This window comes from Pseudoxanthomonas sp. SORGH_AS_0997, from assembly GCF_031453535.1.
Lineage (GTDB): Bacteria > Pseudomonadota > Gammaproteobacteria > Xanthomonadales > Xanthomonadaceae > Pseudoxanthomonas_A > Pseudoxanthomonas_A winnipegensis.
The window spans coordinates 2,322,201-2,342,073 of sequence record NZ_JAVIZI010000001.1 but is presented as its reverse complement, the minus strand read 5'-3'; the positions used below and the strand labels follow the sequence as shown (position 1 = coordinate 2,342,073).

Below are 19,873 nucleotides of genomic sequence, written 5' to 3'. Positions count from 1 at the left end.
AGGACGTGACACGCTTGCCCCATGCCGACCATCTACGACATTGCCAAGCACGCGGGCGTTTCGGCCGGCACGGTCTCGCGCGCGCTGTCGCGGCCGGAGAAGGTGCTGCCGGAAACGCGTGCGCGCATCGAGCGCGCCGTGGCCACGCTGGGCTATGTGCCTAACGCGGCCGCGCGCACGCTCAAGACCCAGCGCACCGGCAAGATCCTGGTCACCGTGCCGGACATCGCCAACCCGTTCTTCGCCCAGATCCTGCAGGGCGCCGAGGACGCGGCGCAGGCGGCTGGCTATGCGGTGCTGCTGGGTGATACCCAGCAGCAGCCGGCGCGCGAGGAACGCTATGCGCAGATGCTGCGCCGGAACGAGGCCGATGGGCTGATCGTGCTCGGCCACCGGCTGCCGCCGACCGCGCGGCAGATCGTCAAGCAGCTGGGCGCCGCGGCGCCGGTGGTCAACGGCTGCGAGTTTGATCCGGCGCTGGGCATCCCCAGCGTGCACATCGACAACGCCGCCGCCGCGCGCGCGGCGATGGAGCATCTCTATGCGCTGGGCCACGCGCGCATCGCCGTGGTCGGCGGTCCGCCGGACAACCCGCTGCACCAGCAGCGCCTGCAGGGCGTGCGCGCGGCGGCCAAGGCGCGTGGCCGGGTGCGCCAGCTGCGGCTGGTGCCGGGGGACTTCTCGGTGGAGTCGGGGCATGCCGCGGCCAGCGCCTGGCTGGGCACCGAGGATGCGCCGACCGCGGCGTTCTGCTTCAGCGACCAGTCGGCGCTGGGCGTGCTGGCGGCCTGCCGCGAACGCGGCCTGCGCGTACCGCGCGACCTCTCGGTGGTCGGCTTCGACGACCTGGCCTCATCGCGCTACCTCACCCCGCCGCTGACCACCGTGGCCCAGCCGATGCGCGAGATCGGCGTGCGCGCGGTCCAGCTGCTGCTGGACATCCTCGCCGCGGCCGACGTGCCGCTGCAGCAGACGCTGACCTTCGAACTGATGCTGCGCGGCTCGACCGCCGCGCCTAAGGCGTAAGCGCAGCGGCGCTGTGGCGCCGCTGACCAGCGCCGCTAAAAATCCCAGCGTCATCCCCCAAAGCCGAAATCCGCCCCTCCCCTTTCGCGCAGCGAAGGGGGGAGGTTGGGAGGGGGTGCTTTTGCTTTTGCCTTTGCCTTTGCCGCGAAGAGCGACCCCTCCCCATCCCTCCCCTTGGCCTGCGGCCAAAGGGAGGGGGCAGGGCGCACATGCTTCAAGAATGGCCGGCAGAGCCGCCGTTACCGCGAAGGCGGGGAGTAGGGCCCCTCCCCTTTCGCGCAGCGAAGGGGGAGGTTGGGAGGGGGTGCTTTTGCTTTTGCCTTTGCCGCGAAGAGCGACCCCTCCCCCTCAGTCGCTATCCGCGACTTCGAGCTCCCCTTGGCCTTCGGCCAAAGGGAGGGGGCAAAAACGCGCGCCGCTTCGAGACGGCTGGCGTTCTTAGACCGGGCAGGCCGCCGCCGGCGCGGCGTCGGCCGCGGTGCCCCAGCCCTGCGGGTCGGGCTGCGTGCCCAGGTTGTAGTCCAGCGTGCCGCCCTGCTTGAGCGCGTCCACGTCCATCCACACCGCCGACTGCGGCTTGCCGTTGAAGCGCACGCCCTGCACGTAACGCGGGCCGGCCTGCGGTGCGGCGTTGCCGCGCACGGTCAGGGTGCGGCCATTGCCCAGGTCGATGCGCACGCTGGTGAAGCGCGGCGGGTGCAGCAGCATCTGGCCGGTGCCCGGCATCAGCGGCGAGAAGCCCAGCGTGCTGAACAGATAGAACGCCGACATCGTGCCCAGATCGTCGTTGCCGGTCACGCCGTTGGGCGCGTTGGTGAACAAGGTCTGCACCGAGGACAGTACGGTGGCCGTCTTCCACGGCTGGCCGATCAGGCTGTACAGCGCCGGCACGTGCATGGTCGGCTCGTTGTTGGGGTTGTAGCGGTACTGGCCGTAGTAGCTGTACGGCCCGCCGACCCAGGCCTTGCGCGCCGCGCCCTGCGGATCGGCCACGAGCTGGTCGTAGGCGAAGAAGTCGTCCAGCCGCTTGCCCATCGCCTCGCGCCCGCCCATCGCCGTGGCCAGGCCCGGGATGTCCTGCGGCACCAGCCACTGGTACTGCCACGCCGTGCCCTCATGGAAACCGTAGTGCGAGCGCGGGTCGTAGGTGCCGGTGGGCGGGGTGAACCACTGGCCATCGGCCAGGCGCGGATGCGGGAAGCCCTGATAGCCCGAGGCCTGCTCGTGCAGGTCCGCATCCCAGACCTTGTGCCAGTTGCCGCCACGCGTGCGCAGCGCGGCCGCGTCGTCGCCATGGCCCAGCCTGCCTGCCATCAGCGACAGCGCGCAGTCGCCCAGCGCGTACTCCAGCGTGGCCGAGCCGCCGTTCTGCGGGTCCACGTCCATGCCCTTGGCCGGGAAGGTGCGGTCGAAGAACACGAAGCCATTGCGCAGATAGTTGACGTTGCCCGCGCGGCCCTCGTGGCGCGAGGCCAGCGGCGGCACGCCCCAGGCGTTCTTGCGCAGGGCGGCCCAGGCCTGCGGCTCCAGGCCCTTGAGCGCGCCGTAGCGCCACAGGTCGACCAGGAAGGGCGTGACCGGATCGCCGGTCATGGTGTTGGTGTCGAAGTTGGCGTAGCCCCAGCGCGGCAGCCAGCCGCCCTGCGCGTCGATGGCCAGCAGCGAACGGCCGATGTCGCGCGCGCGCTGCGGCTCGATCAGCGCCAGCAGCTGGTTCTGCGAGCGGTAGGTGTCCCACAGCGAGAAGAACTCGTAATAGGTCCAGTCCTTGGCCTCGTGGATGGCGTCGTCGTAGCCGCGGTAGCGGTCGTCGGCGTCGTTGCCGGTCATCGGCTGCAGCAGCGCGTGGTAGAGCGCGGTGTAGAACACGGCGCGGTCGTCCCTGCTGCCGCCGTCGATGCGGATCTTGGACAGCGCCTGCTGCCACAGCGCACGCGCGTCGCGGCGCATCGGCTCGAAGGCGCGCAGCTTGCCGCCCTGCATGCCCTCGCTGCGCAGGTTGACGCGCGCGCCTTCGGCATCGACGTGCGAGATCGAGGTGATCGCGGTGACCTGCTTGTTCTTGCTGGTGTCGAAGCTGACCCAGGCGCCGTTGAGCGGCTCGTACTCGCTTTCCATGCTGTCGCGCGCGCCCGGCGTGCCGCCGGCCTGGCCCCACACGCCGAAGGCCTTGAACGGGCGGTCGTACTCGATGCGGAACCAGGTCGCGTACTGATGCCCGCCGCAGAAGCTCAGCGTGGTGATCTTGCCCTCGACCACGCGATCGCCGACCACATGCACCTGGCTGCCGATCACGCGATGCTTCTGGTTGGCCTGGCCGACGTTGATCAGCACGTGGCCTTCGCCGGCGGAGGCCGGGTAGGTGTAGCGCTCGCCCGAGGCGCGGGTCAGGGCGGTGGTCTCCACCTCGATGCCGCCGTAGTCGGTCAGGCGCACGCGATAGTCGCCGGCCTGCCCGGTCGAACCGGCCTGCGTGTAGCGCGCGCCGTACTTGGTCTGGTCGAAGACGTCGTTCTTGGACGTGTCGAAGTCGCCGCCGGGGCCGATGCGACCGGTCACCGGCAGCACCGAGACCTGGCCGCCCTGTTCCCAGCAGCCGGCGCCGGAGATGAAGGAATGGCCGAAGCCGCGAATGCGCTCGTCGCCATCGCGCCAGCCGGCGTAGTGCGAGCCGATCGGGCTGACCTGGATCATGCCGAACGGCGCGGCGGCGCCGGGGAAGGTGTTGCCCTCATCGCGCGTGCCGATGAAGGTGTTGACCTGCGCGGCCAGGTCGTCGTCGGCGGCGCGCGCCAGCGTGCCGGTGACGGGCAGCGCCAGCAGCAGGGCCACGCAGACGGCGCGGCGGCCATGGCGCAGCAGGGCGCGGCGGCGCGCGTGGGGGGCGGCGGCCGACAGCGGCGCGCGGGTGGGGTGGTCCATCGTGCTTCCCTCGTGATCGATGCAATGGCGGCGCGCCGCGGCGGCGGAGCAAGCCAGGCGTCGGCCGGATTTAGAACGATCCAAATCGACATTTCAAGCCGATTCGGCCACAGGCGACGCAAATGTCAGCCACGCCTGCGAAAACCGGCGATCGTGTCGAAGGATGCACCGCGTCGATGCTGCGGACGCACATGGATCCAGCGCGCGGCATGCCGTCCGGCCGCCATGGCGACGACGCCATCGCCATGCCTGATGCCGCGCCACCGACGCGGCGACTTGCGGCCGGCACCGGCCATCGCGCAGCATGGCCGGTGCTGGGCCGTTCCAGCCAGGCCCAGGGCATGCGACACATGGCCGATACCCCCCGCAGGATCACGCTCAACGACATCGCCCATGCCTGCGGGGTGTCGCGCGCCACCGTCTCGCTCGTCCTGCGCAGCAGTCCACTGGTGCATGCCGACACGCGCGAGCGTGTCGAGGCCGAGATGCGCCGCCAGGGCTACGTCTACAACCGCGCCGCGGCTAACCTGCGCCAGCGCGTGTCCACCGCGGTGGCGCTGGTGGTCAACGACCTGGCCAACCCGTTCTTCGCCGAGTTCGCAGCCGGCGTGGACGAGGCGCTGGGCGCCAAGGGCTATGTCACCCTGCTGGGCAGCAGCGGCGAATCGGCGCAGCGCCAGCGCCAGGTGCTGGGCTCGCTGATGGAGCACAACCCGGCCGGGGTGATCCTCTCGCCGGCCGAGGGCAGCGCCTTCGCCGACCTGGAGACGGTGATCGGCCGGCACACGCCGCTGCTGGTGTTCAACCGCGAGGTGGCCGGCAGCGCGTCCAAGGGCTTCCTCTACGATTTTATCGGCCTGGACAACCGCGCCGGCGCGCGCGCGGCGACCGAACTGCTGCTGGCGCAGGGGCACCGCCGCATCGCCTTCTATGGCGGGCATGCCGACTCGAGCTCGTGCCGCCAGCGCCGCGCCGGCTATCGCGAGGCCATGGCGGCGGCGGGGCTGGACGTGCCCGATGCCTGGATGATCGAGACCGCGCCCACGCGGCTGGAAGGCAATGCCCGCGCCGGCCTGCTGTTCGCCGATGGCGCCACGCCCACCGCGGCGGTCTGCTACAACGACGCGGTGGCGCTGGGGCTGATGCTGGGCCTGGTGCGCGAGGGGCGCCAGCCGGGCGTGGACTTCGCGGTGACCGGCTTCGACGATATTCCCGAGGCGGCGGTGGGCGTGCCGCCGCTGACCACCATCAGCACCGATCCACGCGAGCGCGGCCGTCAGGCCGCGGCGATGGTGGTCGAACGCGCCGCCCACCCGGGCATGGCCCGCCGCACCAGTGTCGTGCCGGCGTTGCTGACCCAGCGGGCGAGTACATACGGCAAGGCGAAGGCGCGGCGCTGAAGCGGGGTGTGCGTGATCGCCATTGGCGATGTGCGTTGCCTACAACGATTCGAAGATGCGCGAAGGCGTTTCTTCCCGCCGGCCGCAGCTGTGGCCGCACGCGCTTGCGCATCCACCGGCCGCGGATGCAATTGCACAGCGCTCCGCACCTGTGGAAATGACAGTCACTGCGCGACACTTGTAGAGCGGAGCTTGCTCCGCTGCGTTTCGGCCAGATCGTCGGGAAGGCCCAGCGGAGCAAGCTCCGCTCTACAAGGAGGCTGCGATTCGATCTGAGAGACGGTTGCTCCCACAGGGAACTTCGGCGCCACCGCCGGGCTTGCGCGACATGCGCGCGATGCACGCCTTTCAGACGAAACCCACGCGCCACGGACGTGGCAGCGTTTTCAGATCGTGTGGCTGTCCGGTGTTCGCTGCAGGGCAGCATGCCTTTTCGGAAGCGGCGTGATATTTCTACGCCGCGCCAGTTAGATCGATCCAAATGCGGGTTTCATGAACGGGCCATCGCCAGGCCTGGCTGCCCCGTCGTGGATGCGAACGCCTGGTACACGCCACCGCATCGTCGTGAAGTTCATTCAACGAGAGAGAGACGCAATGAACGACAGCTCATTCCCCAAGCGCCAGCTGCTGGCGCTTGCCATCGCCGCCAGCTGCGCGGCGGCATCCGCGCCAGGCTGGGCCCAGCAGGCCGCCACGCCCGCGCCCGCCACTGCCGCCCCGGCCAACGCGCCGCAGACCGATGCGTCCCAGACCGGCGCACCGCAGCAGGCGACCGACCTGGACAAGGTCACCGTCACCGGCTACCGCTATTCGATCGAGCAGAGCCTGGATCAGAAGCGTGAGGCCAATGCGGTGGTCGAAGTGGTCACCGCCGAGGACGTGGGCAAGTTCCCCGACAAGAATGTGGCCGACGCGCTGCAGCGCGTGCCCGGCGTGATCATCACCCGCGACGGTGGCGAGGGTAAGAATGTCAGCGTGCGCGGCCTGTCCTCCGAGTTGACCCTGACCGAGCTCAACGGCAACTACGTGGCCAGCGCCGAGACCAACGGCGATCCCACGCGCTCGTTCAACTACACGCTGCTGCCGTCGAACATGCTCTCCAGCGCCGAGCTGTTCAAGACGCCCGAGGCGCGCCTGGACGAGGGCGGCATCGGCGGCACGGTAATCCTGCACACGCGCCGTCCGCTGGAGCAGGAGGCCAACACCGGCTTCGTCTCGGCCGAAGGCACCTGGGCCGACACGACCAAGAAGACCGACGGTCAGTTCTCCGGCTCCTATTCCTGGCACGACAAGGACGACCGCTTCGGCGTGTTCGTCGGCTACACCCAGCAGAAGCGCACCGTGCGCACCCTGGGCGTGGATACCAGCGCCTGGAACTGGTACAGCGACGACAACGAGGCCCACCCGGCCACCGACGTCAACGGCAAGCCCTCCAACTTCGACAGCTACTGGTGGGGCGAGTCGGGCTTCTACGACCAGAACGGCAAGTACTACACGAATTTCATGATGCCCAACGTCGTGAACTTCAAGTCGGAGAAGGAGGAGCGCGAGCGCAAGGGCGGGCAGATCACCCTGCAGTTCAAGCCGACCGACGATCTGACCTTCACCGCCAACTACTTCCGGTTCGACATGGACCGGAACTCGCAGACCAACACCTTGTCGGTGCCGGAGTGGAACCTGGCCCGCTATTCGGGCGACGGCAACTGGCCGGGCGGGCGCCTGCTGGACGGGCTGACCATGGACCCCAGCGGCACCGTGGTCACCGGCGCCCAGTACAGCGTGCACCCGAACAAGACCTACTACTGCAGCGAGGCGGCCGCCGCGGCCGGCGGCATGCGGCCCGGCGGCTGGGGCCCCGACGATTGCACCATCCCCACGCCGTGGCTGACCGGTTCGTACAACCGCGAGAAGGCGCGTTCGCAGATGGCCGACTTCGAGCTGGCCTGGACCAGCGAGCGGCTGGACATCGCGGTCAAGGCCGGTCGCACCTGGGCCGATGGCGGCCCGCAGGTGCAGATGACCATGCCGGTCAAGCCGCGCCTGCCCACCACGGCCGGCAGCAACGGCACCACGGTCAACGGCACCGGCGCCTACACGCTGGGCAACTACTACACCGCCTGGGATCTGACCGGCACGCCCTCGCTGCAGGTCTCGCCCGAGCTGATGAACAACCTGCGCAACGGCATCGGCGAGATCGACCTGGGCTCGACCGGTTCGTCGTGGACGCGTAACAGCACCTGGCAGAAGTTCGCGCAGAGCGACTTCACCTGGCGCGGCGAGACCGGCAGCGTGCTCGATTCGATCCAGTTCGGCATGAAGTACCGCGACGGCGGCACGCGTCGCAGCACCGGCAACAACTACTGGGTCTGCCAGGGCGCCGATCCGTCCGACTACGACAGCCGCTTCCAGAACGGCTGCGATCCGGCCGCCTCGGTGTTCCAGTCGCAGTTCCTGTATCCGGAGCAGATCGGCAACATCGCCGGCGCGTTCAACACCAACGCCTTCCCGGCGATCAACTATCCGGCCTACATCGACTATCTCAACAAGACCTACGGGCCGATGCAGACCCGGCAGGAAGACAACTTCGTCTTCAACGTCGGCGAGAAGATCTATTCGGCTTATCTGCAGGCCAACTTCCGCACCGAGCGCCTGCGCGGCAACATCGGCCTGCGCCTGGTGCACACCGACCAGCATGCCGACTCCACCGACCGGGTCGATTACTACAACGACTACTTCTTCGACGATGCGGCCGGCAATCCCGCGCCCTGCCTGCCGGGCAACCTGCCGGCGGCCGGCGCGCCGGCGGGCTCGGGCTGCGTCAGCGGCTTCACCACGCTGCCGGACAGCCAGACCAACCCGGCCAGCGGCCATATCTCCTCGTTCGTGGTCAGCTCGCTGGACCGCAGCTACGTGGACCGCCTGCCGAGCTTCAACATCGCCTACGACCTGACCGACAACCTGGTGTTGCGCGGCGCGGCGTCCAAGGTGATGGCACGCCCGAGCTACGGCGACATCGCCGCGCCCGGCGGCCTGCAGTACTACAGCCAGGAATACGTCAACGACCGGCGCCTGATCGGCGGCGGCGACGTGACCGGCTGGTACGGCTCGGGCAGCAACAAGGCGCTGGAGCCCTACAAGGCCAACCAGTACGACTTAGGGCTGGAGTGGTACTTCCATCCGGGTTCGGTCGCCGGCGTCGGCCTGTTCCGCAAGGAGGTGAGCAACTTCCTGCTGCCGGTGGTCCAGGACGTCACCCAGAACATCGGTGGGCAGAGCGTGGTGGTGCAGAACTACTCCACCACCGCCAGCGGCCGCGACGCGGTGTCCGAGGGCGTGGAGGTCTATGCGCAGCACACCTTCGACTTCGGCCTGGGTCTGCAGTTCAACTACACCTACAACAAGACCAACGAGGCGCCGGTCACGCTGGAGGACGGCACCGAGATCGGCAAGTCGCCGCTGGTGGGCAGCGCCAAGAACCAGACCAACCTGACGGTGTTCTACGAAACCGAGAAGCTGCTGCTGCGCGCGTCCTACAACCGGCGCGGCCAGGTGGTCGACGGTCTGGTCAGCGGTCTGAACGTGTACGAGGAGCCGTATCAGCAGATCGACCTCAACGCGGCCTACAACTTCACGCCGGCCTTCAGCCTGACCGCTTCGATCCTCAACCTGACCAAGGAAGAGACGCGCACCTACCTGGGCAACGACACCAAGGCGCGCTTCAACTCCAACGGCTATGCCGGTCGGATCGCGTTCCTGGGCCTGACCTACAAGTTCTGATGCGGGACTCCCCGCGCCTCTCCCCGGGGCGCGGGGCTTTTTTTGGTTTTCTCCGGATTAAGGCATCTTGGTTTGGGGGCGTTGCGGTTTTCTTCGGAGGGCGGATTCTCCGGCTTCGGAAAGGCAGCGGTCCGGCGGGCGGTGTCCGCTCGTCCCTTAATCAGGGCATCGGCACCCTGATTCGGGCGCTCGGCGTCCTGCCTCGCTAGGCGCGGCCACCGCCCGCCGGACCGCTGCCTCGCGCGTCAGGTTGAAGGGCTTCGGTTTGAGCCCCCTCCCTTGCGCGAAGCGCAGGGGAGGGATGGGGAGGGGTCGGGGCTTTACCGGCAAGCCACCGAAGCAAGAGCAAGAGCACCCCACCCCGACCCTCCCCTTCGCCTGCGGCGAAAGGGAGGGGGCAAGGCGCTTGGGCGCACGTCCGCCTAGGCCGGCGAAGAGGCCCGCTTCTTCGAGCATGATGCGGAACAGTGTCTACAGCATCACCAACGGATACATGCATGGCTGACAACCGCATCGGCAGCGTGGTGGTGGTCGGCGGCGGCAGCGCCGGCTGGATGGCCGCCGCGGCGCTGGCCACGTACCTGGGCCGGCAGGCGCGCGTGCGCCTGGTGGAGTCCGAACAGATCGGCATCGTCGGCGTGGGCGAGGCCAGCGTGCCGCACATGCGCACCTTCAACGCGCAGGTGCTGGGCCTGGACGAGCGCGAGTTCGCCCAGCGCACGCAGGCCACGGCCAAGCTGGGCATCGCCTTCGAGGACTGGGGGCGGATCGGCGAGCGCTATGTGCACGGCTTCGGCACGATCGGCCAGTCCAGGGGGCCGCTGCCGTTCCACCAGTTCTGGCTCAAGCAGTTCCTGGCCGGACGCGCGGAACCGATCGGGGCGTATTCGCTGCAGACGGTGATGGCGCCGCTGGAGCGCTTCGTGCCGGGCGTGGCGAACGCGCCGGCCGGCTCGCCGCTGGCCGACATCGCCTACGCCTATCACTTCGATGCCGGGCTCTACGCCCAGTACCTGCGCCAGGTGTCCGAGGCGCGTGGCGTGGAGCGCATCGAGGGCCGCATCGTGCAGGTGCACCAGCATCCCGAGACCGGCCACGTGACCTCGCTCACGCTGGATGGCGGGCAGCAGGTGGAGGGGGAACTGTTCGTCGATTGTTCGGGCTTCGTCGGCCTGTTGATCGAGCAGACCCTGCAGGCCGGCTACATCGACTGGTCGCAGTGGCTGCGCTGCGATCGCGCGCTGGCCGTGCCGTGCGCGCGCAGCGGGCCGATCGCGCCGTACACGCGCGCCACCGCGCGCGGCGCCGGCTGGCAGTGGCGCATCCCGCTGCAGCACCGCACCGGCAACGGCTACGTGTATTCCAGCGCGTATGTGGACGACGACCAGGCCGCCGCCACGCTGCTGGGGCATCTGGATGGCGCGCCGCTGGGACAGCCGCGCCAGCTGCGCTTCGCCACCGGCATGCGCCGCAGGTTCTGGCAAGGCAATGTGGTGGCGCTGGGGCTGGCGGCCGGCTTCCTGGAGCCGCTGGAGTCGACCAGCCTGTATCTGGCCCAGTCCGGCATCAGCCGGCTGCTGGCCTTGTTTCCCACGCGCGAGTTCGACCCGCTACTGGCGCAGCGCTACAACCGCGAGTCGGCGTTCGAATACGAACGCGTGCGCGATTTCCTGATCCTGCACTACCACGCCACCACGCGCGAGGACACGCCGTTCTGGCGCGACTGCCGGACGATGCAGGTCCCGGAGAGCCTGCGCGAGGCGATGGAGCTGTTCGCCGCCGACGGGCGCTACTTCCGCAACGGCGAGGATTTCTTCGCGCTGCCCAGCTGGGTGCAGGTGATGCTGGGGCAGGGCATCGTGCCGCGTGGCTACCATCCGATCGTGGACGACATGCCGCAGGAGGCGCTGGCCCGCTACGTCGAAGGCACGCGCGAACGTTTGGCCGAAGCGGTGGCGTCGATGCCGACCCACCAGCAGTTCTTGGATCGTTACTGGAAGGCGGAAGCACCATGATCGAACGTGTGATGGCGAGCGCCCGGCCCGGGCTGCGGTGGTCGCGTGCCTGGCTGGCCGTGTTGCTGTGGCTGGTCGTCGCGCCCCTGCAGGCCATGAGCGTGCAGGACCTGGGTGCCAAGGGCCACTGGCAGCTGCGCTTGTTGCCTGGCAGCGCGCAGGCCGCGGTGCATCCCCGGTTCACCGCGTGGCAGGCGGCGCAGGTGCCGGGCACGGTGCATACCGATCTGTTCAAGGCCGGCCTGATCGCCGACCCGTACGTCGGCGCGCCGGAGGCCGGACTGCAGTGGATCGGCCTGGGCGACTGGGAGTACCGCCTGGTGTTCGACGCCGATGCGATCACGCGCCAGGCCGGGCACACCGAGCTGGTGTTCGACGGGCTGGACACCTTCGCCGAGGTGACGCTCAACGGCGCGCGCGTGCTGCAGGCCGACAACGCCTTCCGCCAGTGGCGGGTGCCGGTCACCGGCCGTCTGCGCGCCACCGGCAACGAGCTGCGCGTGGTGCTGCGCTCGCCGATCGCCACGCTGCTGCCCAAGGTGCAGGCGATGTCGGTCAAGATCGCCGGCAACTATCCCTCGCCCTACGGCGATGAGCCGCGCGATGCGATGACGGCCAACTTCGTGCGCAAGCCCGGTTACCACTACGGCTGGGACTGGGGTCCGCGCTATGTCACCGCCGGCGTGTGGCAGCCGGTGCGGCTGGAGAGCTGGGACACGCTGCGGGTGGCCGACCTGCACCTGCGCCAGGACCAGGTCACCGAGCAGGTCGCCAGGCTCACCGCGCAGGCCACGCTGGAGGTGCAGCGCGCCGGCGACTACCAGGCGAGGCTGTGGCAGACCGCGCCGGACGGCGCGCGCACGCTGGCCGCGCAGCAGCGCGTCGCGCTGGCGGCGGGCCAGGCGCAGCTTGCCCTGCCGGCGCAGGTGGCGCGGCCGGCGCGCTGGTATCCGGCCGGCTACGGCGCGCAGCCGCTGTACCGCTATACGCTCGAGTTGCTCGATGGCCAGGGCCATGGCGTGGCGCAGGTCACGCGCCGTACCGGCCTGCGCAGCGTCGAGCTGCGCCGCGAGGCCGATGCTGACGGGCGCAGCTTCGAATTCGTGATCAACGGCATCCCGGTGTTCGCCAAGGGCGCCAATGTCATTCCCTTCGACATGTTCGTGCCCAGGGTGACGCATGCGCAGCTGCGGCGCGTGCTGCAGTCGGCGGTGGACGCCAACATGAACATGGTCCGCAACTGGGGCGGCGGTTACTACGAGAGCGACGACTTCTTCGACATCGCCGACGAGCTGGGTCTGCTGGTGTGGCAGGACTTCATGTTCGGCGGCGGCATGCAGCCGGCCTACGATCCGGCGTTCCGCGCCAACGTGGTCGAGGAGGCGCGCCAGCAGGTGATCCGCCTGCGCAACCATCCCTCGCTGGTGCTGTGGTGCGGCAACAACGAGGAGGAGACCGCGTGGAAGTCCTGGGGCCAGGGCAAGACGCTCAAGGAGGCCGATCCGGCCTTCGCCCAGCGCGTCTGGCAGGGCTATGTGCAGCTGTTCGGCACCGACCTGCGCGAGGTGGTGGCGCGCGAAGGCGGCGGCATCGCCTACTGGGCCAGCTCGCCCAGCGATGACCTCGCCGAGCAGGCCAACATCCCCTCCAGTGGCGACATGCACTACTGGGAGGTGTGGGGCAACCCGGCCCGGCCGCCGACCGCTTATCTCGACATCACCCCGCGCTTCATGTCCGAGTACGGGCTGCAGGCCTGGCCTGCGCTGCGCACCATCGACGCGTTCGCCACCAAGGCCGAGCAGGGCGTCGACACGCCGGTGATCCGCGCGCACCAGAAGTTCATGGCCGGCGAGGGCAATACCCGCCTGCTGCACTACATCGCGATGGAGTTCGGCCAGCCGCGCGACTTCCCCAGCTTCGTCCAGGCCAGCCAGGCCATGCAGGCCGAGGGCATCGCGCTGGCCGCGCTGCATCACCGCGCCAGCCGGCCGCACACGATGGGCTCGCTGTACTGGCAGCTCAACGATGTCTGGCCGGGCGCGTCGTGGTCCTCGGTCGACTGGTTCGGGCGCTGGAAGGCGCTGCAGTTCCAGGCGCGGCGCTTCTTCGCACCGGTCACGGTGGCGGCGCTGCGCGCGCAGGGCGAGACCGAAGTGAGCGCGATCTCCGACCGCACCACGCCGCGCACCGGTACCTTGCGCCTGCGGGTGATGGATCTGGACGGCAAGGTGTTGCGCGAGGAGCGCCGCACGCTGACGCTGGCGCCGCTGTCGGCCACACAGGTGGCCCGCTACAGCGACGCGCAGCTGCTGGGGCAGGCCGATCCGGCGCGCACGGTGGCGGTGTTCGAACTGCAGGTGGCCGGCGAACCGGACGCGCGCCAGGTGGTGTACTTCAAGCCGGCCTATGCGCTGGCCTGGTCGCGGGCGAAGGTGCAGGCGCGCTGGACGCAGGACGATACCGGCCTGCGGCTGGAGCTGTCCTCGCCGCAGCTGGCGCGCATGGCGTGGATCGACTCCGGCGCGCTGGATGCGCAGGTCTCGGACAACGCGCTGACCCTGCTGCCGGGCGAGCCGGTGGTGGTGCGGGTCGCTTCCAGCGTGGACCCTGCCGCGCTCAAGGCGGCGCTGCGCGTGAGCAGCGTCGCCGATGTGGTGGGGCCGGCGCCGGCGAGCCCGAATTGATCGACTCGGTGGGCTCCTCCCTGTAGAGCGGAGCTTGCTCCGCTGGGGCCTTTTCCACGAACTGAACGAAGAGCAGCGGAGCAAGCTCCGCTCTACAAAGGGCCTGCTGCAAGACCTTGCTTCTATGCATCAAGGCGCATGCAGCCGGTTGTAGGAAACATCCAGCCAGGCGGGCTTCTCGGCATACATCTCGCGGATCAGGCGCTTGAGCAGGCCGATCAGCGCTTCGTCGGTCTCGGACAACGCGTTAAGGCTGCTCGCCCGACGAGCCGGTGATGGTGCGGGTCGCTTCCAGCGTGGACCCTGCCGCGCTCAAGGCGGCGCTGCGCGTGAGCAGCGTCGCCGATGTGGTGGGGCCGGCGCCGGCGAGCCCGAACTGATCGGCTCAGTGGGCTCCTCCCTGTAGAGCGGAGCTTGCTCCGCTGGGGCCTTTCCCACGAACTGAACGAAGAGCAGCGGAGCAAGCTCCGCTCTACAGGCAGGCTGCTGCGAGACCTTGCTTCTATGCATCAAGGCGCATGCAGCCGGTTGTAGGACACATCCAGCCAGGCGGGCTTCTCGGCGTACATCTCGCGGATCAGGCGCTTGAGCAGGCCGATCAGCGCCTCGTCCTCGTGGTGGCGGTAGCTGAGGATGATGGGCGAGGTCGCGCGTTCGTCGTCGACCAGCCGGTAGTGCAGGTCCGAGCGCTGCAGCCGCGCCGAGGCGGGGATCAGGCAGATGCCGGTCTCGGCCGCGACTAGGCCCAGGGCGGTCTGCAGCTCGCGCACCTCCTGCACCTCGGGCGGGCGCACGCCGTGGTCGCGCAGCAGCGAGAGCACGTGGTCGGCGAAGCTGGGGCGCGGATCGCTGGGGTAGACGATCAGTTTCTGCCCCTTCAGCTCGGCCGGCGACAGCGGCGCGTCGTCGCCGGCCAGGGGAAAGGCGGGCGGGATCGCCACCACCAGCCGCTCCTCGCGCAGCACCAGGCGCTCGACGCTGGTGTCGCTGGTGCGCAGGCGGCCGAAGCCGATGTCGATGCGGCCGCTCTTGAGCGCCTCGACCTGCTGGCCGGACATCAGCTCCACCAGCCGCACGTCGGTGTCGGGCAGCGCCTGGCGCAGCCGGCGCACCACGGTGGGCAGGCCGCCGTAGAGCGTGGAGGCGACGAAGCCGATGTTGATCACCCGGCGCTGGCCATTGCCGACGCGGCGCGCGGCGTCCTTCATCTGCTCCACGCGGCCCAGCACCTGCTGGGCCTCCTCGTAGAACAGCCGGCCGGCGTCGGTGAGGCGGATGGGGCGGCTGCTGCGCACGATCAGGGTCACGCCCAGGTCCTCTTCCAGCTGCTGGATCTGGCGGCTCAGCGGCGGCTGGGCGATATGCAGCAGTTCGGCGGCGCGGGTGAAGTTGCGCTCGCGGGCGACGGTCACGAAGTACTTGAGCTGGCGCAGGTCCATGGGCATTCGACCAAAGTTTGGCCATGACGGAAAGGTAATGATGCGGCGCAATAAAGCAGAAGAATCGCGGCTCTAGGCCTAGATCATACCTTCAGGGTATCGATCCAGATCAAACATGTCTTGGACGCGGCGCGCGGTCGGTCCCAAGAATCCACCCCATGGAACCGCGCACCCTGTCCCCCGTCCCCACCTCCGCCGCGACGATCGAGCGGGTGGAGACGCTGCTGATCGATCTGCCCACCATCCGACCGCACCGCCTGTCGGTGGCCACCATGAGCGGCCAGACGCTGATGCTGGTGCGCCTGCACTGCAGCGACGGCGTGGTCGGGCTGGGCGAGGGCACCACCATCGCCGGCCTGGCCTATGGCGCCGAGAGCCCCGAAGGCATGAAGCTGGCCATCGACACCTATGTCGCGCCGGTCCTGCTGGGCAGCGACGCCCGCCGCGTGCAGGCGCTGATGGCGCGCGTGGGCAAGCTGGTCAAGGGCAACCATTTCGCCAAGTGCGCCGTCGAGACCGCGCTGCTGGACGCGCAGGGCAAGCGTGTGGGCCTGCCCCTGTCCGAGCTGCTGGGCGGACGCGTGCGCGACCGTCTGGGCGTGGCCTGGACGCTGGCCTCGGGCGATACCGCACGGGACATCGCCGAGGCCGAGGCGATGCTGGCCGCGCGCCGGCACAACGTGTTCAAGCTCAAAATCGGGCGCAAGCCGGTGGCCGAGGACGTGGCGCACGTGGCCGCGATCAAGCGCGCCCTGGGCGATGCCGCCAGCGTGCGCGTGGACGTCAACATGGCCTGGAGCGAGACCGAGGCGGTGCGCGCACTGCCGGCACTGGCCGACGCCGGCTGCGAGCTGGTCGAACAGCCGGTGGCCTCGGCCGCGGCCCTGACCCGGCTGATGCGCCGCTTCCCCATCGCACTGATGGCCGATGAAGTGCTGACCGGCCCGGACAGCGCGTTCGAACTGGCCAGGGTGGGCGGGGCGGACGTGTTCGCGGTCAAGACCGAGCAGTCCGGCGGCCTGCTCGCCGCGCAGAAGGTCGGCGCCATCGCCGATGCGGCCGGCATCGAGCTCTACGGCGGCACCATGCTCGAAGGCAGCGTGGGCACGATCGCCGCCGCGCATGTGTTCGCCACCTTCCCGCGCCTGCAGTGGGGCACCGAGCTGTTCGGGCCGCTGCTGCTGACCGAGGAGATCCTGGCCGCGCCGCTGGTCTACCGCGACTTCCATCTGGAGGTGCCCAGCGCGCCGGGCTTGGGCATCGCCCTGGACGAGGAGCGCATCGCCGCCTTCCGCCGCGACCGCAGCCGCACCACGGTCGCGCCCACCGGCACCGAGGGCTGAGCCATGCTCTTTCACGTACGCATGGACGTGAAGCTGCCGCTGGACATGGACCCGGCCCGCGCGGCCGAGCTCAAGGCCACCGAGAAGGCGCGCTTCCAGGAGCTGCAGCGCAGCGGCCAGTGGCGCCATATCTGGCGCATCGTCGGCCAGTACTCGAACGTGTCGATCTTCGACGTGGACAGCCCGGCGCAGCTGCACGAGCTGCTGCTGTCCCTGCCGCTGTTCCCCTACATGGACATCGCGGTGATGCCGCTGTGCCGCCATCCGTCCTCGCTGCACGAGGACGACCGCTAGAGATTTCGCATTCCCGCGTGCGCTCCCTGGGAGGGAACGTCACAAGGCAGCCTTCGCCACCAAGAGGAGACATCGCATGAGCGTCAGCATCTTCGCCAGCCAGGACGTGCAGGATTTCCTGCGCACCGTGGCCAATCTGGACGGCCAGGACAGCGATGCCCGGACCAAGCAGGTCCTGCACCGCATCCTGTCGGACCTGTTCAAGGCCATCGAGGACCTGGACCTGACCCCGGACGAGATCTGGGCCGGCATCAACTATCTCAACAAGCTCGGCCAGGACAACGAGGCGGCGCTGCTGGCCGCCGGTATCGGCCTGGAGCACTACATCGACATGCGCCTGGACGAGGAGGATCGCCTGGCCGGGATCAGCGGCGGAACGCCGCGCACGATCGAGGGCCCGCTGTACGTGGCCGGCGCCCCGGTCACCGTGCGCAGCGCGCGGATCGACCGCGATCCCGATCCGGACGCCGGCCCGCTGCGCATCCACGGCGTGGTGCGCGGCCAGGACGGCGCGCCGCTGGCCGGGGCGCTGGTGGAGTGCTGGCATGCCAATTCCAAGGGCTTCTATTCGCACTTCGACCCGACCGGGGCGCAGACCGAGTTCAACCTGCGCGGCACGGTCAAGACCGGGCCGGACGGGCGCTACGAGTTCCTGACCCGCATGCCGGTGGGCTATGGCTGCCCGCCGCAGGGCGCGACCCAGCAACTGCTCAACCGTCTGGCGCGGCACGGCAACCGTCCCGCGCACGTGCACTTCTTCGTCAGCGGCGACGATCACCGCAGGCTGACCACGCAGTTCAACATCGACGGCGATCCGCTGCTGTGGGACGACTTCGCCTTCGCCACGCGCGATGGCCTGGTGCCGCCGGTGAAGACCGGCGAGGGCGGCAAGGCGCTGGGCTTCGAGACCGAGACCTACCAGGACATCGAGTTCGACTTCGACCTGCTGCCGCTGGAAGCGGGCAAGGACGTCCAGGCCGTCCACCGGCTGCGCGCCGCCGCCTGAGCACCACCCGCGGGCGCCGCCGGACGCGCCGCCCGCGCGCCTTTCAAGCCTTCGGCCCCGCGCGCATGCGCGCGCGGCGCCCTTGCCATCCTCGAACGGGAGGACCCTGCATGTCCGCGATCATCGAACCCACCCACGACGTCGAGCAGCTGCTGGCCACCGCGCTGCAGGACGATCCGCAGGCCGGCGTCTTCCGCTGCCGGCGCGACATCTTCACCGACCCGGAGCTGTTCGAGCTGGAGATGAAGGCCCTGTTCGAGTCGAACTGGGTGTATCTGGCGCACGAGAGCCAGATCCCGAACAACAACGACTATTTCACCACCTACATCGGCCGCCAGCCGGTGGTGATCACCCGCGACAAGACCGGCGAGCTGCACGCGGTGATCAACGCCTGCGCGCACCGCGGCGCGATGCTGTGCCGGCGCAAGCACGGCAACAAGGGCAGCTTCACCTGTCCCTTCCACGGCTGGACCTTCAGCAACACCGGCAAGCTGCTCAAGGTCAAGGACGAGAAGACCACCCAGTATCCGCCGCAGTTCGGCGAGGGCGGCTCGCACGATCTCAAGCGCGTGCCGCGCTTCGCCAGCTATCGCGGCTTCCTGTTCGGCAGCCTGTCCGAGGACGTGCTGCCGCTGGAGGAGCATCTGGGCCAGACGCGGGTGATCATCGACCAGATCGTCGATCAGGCGCCCGAGGGCCTGGAGGTGCTGCGCGGCAGCTCGTCCTACATCTACGACGGCAACTGGAAGCTGCAGATGGAGAACGGCGCCGACGGCTATCACGTCAGCTCGGTGCACTGGAACTACTCGGCCACCATGGGCCGGCGCAAGGAGACCGGCACCAAAGCGGTGGACGCCAACGGCTGGAGCAAGAGCATCGGCGGCGTCTACGGCTTCGAGCACGGCCACATCCTGCTGTGGACCCAGTCGCTCAACCCGGAGGTGCGGCCGGTGTGGGCGCACCGCGAGGAGATCGCCCGGCGCGTGGGCGCCGAGCGCGCCGAGTTCATCACCCGGCAGACGCGCAACCTGTGCCTGTATCCCAACGTCTATCTGATGGACCAGTTCTCCACGCAAATCCGCGTGGCCCGCCCGATCAGCGTGGACAAGACCGAGATCACCATCTACTGCTTCGGCGTCAAGGGCGAGAGCGCCGAAGAGCGCGCCACGCGCATCCGCCAGTACGAGGATTTCTTCAACGTCTCGGGCATGGGCACGGCCGACGACCTGGAGGAATTCCGCGCCTGCCAGCAGGGCTATGCCGGCACGGCGGCCCTGTGGAACGACCTCAGCCGCGGCGCGCCGCTGTGGGTGGAGGGGCCGGACGAGAATGCCAGGAAGATGGGCATGCAGCCGCTGCTGTCCGGCGGCCGCAGCGAGGACGAGGGCCTGTTCGTGCGGCAGCACGCGTACTGGGCGCAGGCCATGCGCCGCGCGCTGGCGCGCCAGGACGATGGAGCGGCCGCGTGAGCCACGAGATCGCCACCATCGCGGCCTTCCTGTATCGCGAGGCGCGCCTGCTCGACGATCGCCAGTGGGACGAGTGGCTGACGCTGTACGCCGAGGACGTCACCTACTGGATGCCGGCCTGGGACGACGACGACCGGCTGACCGAGGACCCGCAGTCGCAGATCTCGCTGATCTATTACCCCAGCCGCGACGGCCTGGAAGACCGCGTCTTCCGCATCAAGACCGAGCGCTCCAGCGCGTCCACGCCCGAGCCGCGCACCGGCCACAACACGACCAACATCGAGGTGCTCGCCGAGCGCGGCGACGAGGTGGACGTGCGCTACAACTTCCACACGCTCAACCATCGCTACAAGGTCACCGACCACTTCTTCGGCACCTGCTACGCGACGCTGCGCCGCGAAGGCGGCGGCTATCTGATCGCCGACAAGAAAATCGTGCTGAAGAACGACTACATCCGCCAGGTCATCGACATTTACCACGTCTGAGCCGGGCGCGAAG

12 protein-coding genes are annotated in these 19,873 nt (G+C 69.1%); 10 read left to right on the top strand and 2 right to left on the bottom strand.

From position 1 onward, the window contains the following. Positions 1-21: 21 nt before the first annotated feature. A complete protein-coding gene (locus QE438_RS10305) occupies positions 22-1,026 on the top strand; it encodes a LacI family DNA-binding transcriptional regulator (protein WP_306995868.1) in 1,005 nt (334 codons plus the stop codon). A gap of 438 nt (positions 1,027-1,464) precedes the next feature. On the opposite strand, the gene QE438_RS10300 is transcribed toward QE438_RS10305, so the two are convergent. Then, a complete protein-coding gene (locus QE438_RS10300) occupies positions 1,465-3,948 on the bottom strand; it encodes a GH92 family glycosyl hydrolase (RefSeq protein WP_307183942.1) in 2,484 nt (827 codons plus the stop codon). A gap of 350 nt (positions 3,949-4,298) precedes the next feature. Here QE438_RS10300 and QE438_RS10295 point away from each other — a divergent pair, with 350 nt between their 5' ends. The 4 genes from QE438_RS10295 to QE438_RS10280 all read left to right on the top strand — a co-directional run bounded on the left by QE438_RS10295 (position 4,299) and on the right by QE438_RS10280 (position 13,824). Then, positions 4,299-5,348: a LacI family DNA-binding transcriptional regulator gene (locus QE438_RS10295; RefSeq protein WP_306996368.1), complete on the top strand. Its 1,050-nt coding sequence runs from the start codon at positions 4,299-4,301 to the stop codon at positions 5,346-5,348. 594 nt (positions 5,349-5,942) lie between these two features. Next, positions 5,943-9,125, top strand: a complete 3,183-nt coding sequence (locus tag QE438_RS10290; protein ID WP_306995870.1) for a TonB-dependent receptor — start codon at positions 5,943-5,945, stop codon at positions 9,123-9,125. Between the two features lie 497 nt (positions 9,126-9,622). After that, the gene (locus tag QE438_RS10285) at positions 9,623-11,140 is read left to right on the top strand and encodes a tryptophan halogenase family protein (RefSeq protein ID WP_306995872.1); all 1,518 of its coding nucleotides are present in this window, start codon (positions 9,623-9,625) and stop codon (positions 11,138-11,140) included. Then, entirely contained in the window at positions 11,137-13,824 is a 2,688-nt protein-coding gene (locus tag QE438_RS10280) for a glycoside hydrolase family 2 protein (RefSeq protein ID WP_306995874.1), read from the top strand. The genes QE438_RS10285 and QE438_RS10280 overlap by 4 nt, the downstream gene beginning before the upstream one ends. A 509-nt stretch (positions 13,825-14,333) precedes the next feature. On the opposite strand, the gene QE438_RS10275 is transcribed toward QE438_RS10280, so the two are convergent. Continuing rightward, positions 14,334-15,263 (bottom strand): LysR family transcriptional regulator, encoded by a 930-nt coding sequence (locus QE438_RS10275; protein ID WP_306995875.1) that lies wholly within the window; start codon positions 15,261-15,263, stop codon positions 14,334-14,336. 158 nt (positions 15,264-15,421) lie between these two features. Here QE438_RS10275 and QE438_RS10270 point away from each other — a divergent pair, with 158 nt between their 5' ends. The 5 genes from QE438_RS10270 to benB all read left to right on the top strand — a co-directional run bounded on the left by QE438_RS10270 (position 15,422) and on the right by benB (position 19,860). Beyond that, on the top strand, positions 15,422-16,606 hold the full coding sequence (locus tag QE438_RS10270) for a muconate/chloromuconate family cycloisomerase (RefSeq protein ID WP_306995877.1): 1,185 nt from the start codon (positions 15,422-15,424) through the stop codon (positions 16,604-16,606). Positions 16,607-16,609: 3 nt separating this feature from the next. Continuing rightward, positions 16,610-16,900 (top strand): muconolactone Delta-isomerase, encoded by a 291-nt coding sequence (gene catC, locus QE438_RS10265; RefSeq protein ID WP_130528348.1) that lies wholly within the window; start codon positions 16,610-16,612, stop codon positions 16,898-16,900. 76 nt (positions 16,901-16,976) lie between these two features. Further along, a complete protein-coding gene (catA, locus tag QE438_RS10260; protein WP_306995879.1) occupies positions 16,977-17,906 on the top strand; it encodes a catechol 1,2-dioxygenase in 930 nt (309 codons plus the stop codon). A 110-nt stretch (positions 17,907-18,016) separates the two neighbouring features. Beyond that, positions 18,017-19,375, top strand: a complete 1,359-nt coding sequence (locus QE438_RS10255; RefSeq protein ID WP_131659026.1) for a Rieske 2Fe-2S domain-containing protein — start codon at positions 18,017-18,019, stop codon at positions 19,373-19,375. Continuing rightward, on the top strand, positions 19,372-19,860 hold the full coding sequence (benB, locus tag QE438_RS10250) for a benzoate 1,2-dioxygenase small subunit (RefSeq protein ID WP_130516934.1): 489 nt from the start codon (positions 19,372-19,374) through the stop codon (positions 19,858-19,860). The genes QE438_RS10255 and benB overlap by 4 nt, the downstream gene beginning before the upstream one ends. Positions 19,861-19,873: the final 13 nt, after the last annotated feature.

What these genes read in the sequence shown, in the direction of transcription:
- QE438_RS10305 (WP_306995868.1), top strand. Translation starts at nt 22, where the DNA reads ATGCCGACCATCTACGACATTGCCAAGCACGCGGGCGTTTCGGCCGGC.
- QE438_RS10300 (WP_307183942.1), bottom strand. Translation starts at nt 3,948, where the DNA reads ATGGACCACCCCACCCGCGCGCCGCTGTCGGCCGCCGCCCCCCACGCG.
- QE438_RS10295 (WP_306996368.1), top strand. Translation starts at nt 4,299, where the DNA reads ATGGCCGATACCCCCCGCAGGATCACGCTCAACGACATCGCCCATGCC.
- QE438_RS10290 (WP_306995870.1), top strand. Translation starts at nt 5,943, where the DNA reads ATGAACGACAGCTCATTCCCCAAGCGCCAGCTGCTGGCGCTTGCCATC.
- QE438_RS10285 (WP_306995872.1), top strand. Translation starts at nt 9,623, where the DNA reads ATGGCTGACAACCGCATCGGCAGCGTGGTGGTGGTCGGCGGCGGCAGC.
- QE438_RS10280 (WP_306995874.1), top strand. Translation starts at nt 11,137, where the DNA reads ATGATCGAACGTGTGATGGCGAGCGCCCGGCCCGGGCTGCGGTGGTCG.
- QE438_RS10275 (WP_306995875.1), bottom strand. Translation starts at nt 15,263, where the DNA reads ATGGACCTGCGCCAGCTCAAGTACTTCGTGACCGTCGCCCGCGAGCGC.
- QE438_RS10270 (WP_306995877.1), top strand. Translation starts at nt 15,422, where the DNA reads ATGGAACCGCGCACCCTGTCCCCCGTCCCCACCTCCGCCGCGACGATC.
- catC (WP_130528348.1), top strand. Translation starts at nt 16,610, where the DNA reads ATGCTCTTTCACGTACGCATGGACGTGAAGCTGCCGCTGGACATGGAC.
- catA (WP_306995879.1), top strand. Translation starts at nt 16,977, where the DNA reads ATGAGCGTCAGCATCTTCGCCAGCCAGGACGTGCAGGATTTCCTGCGC.
- QE438_RS10255 (WP_131659026.1), top strand. Translation starts at nt 18,017, where the DNA reads ATGTCCGCGATCATCGAACCCACCCACGACGTCGAGCAGCTGCTGGCC.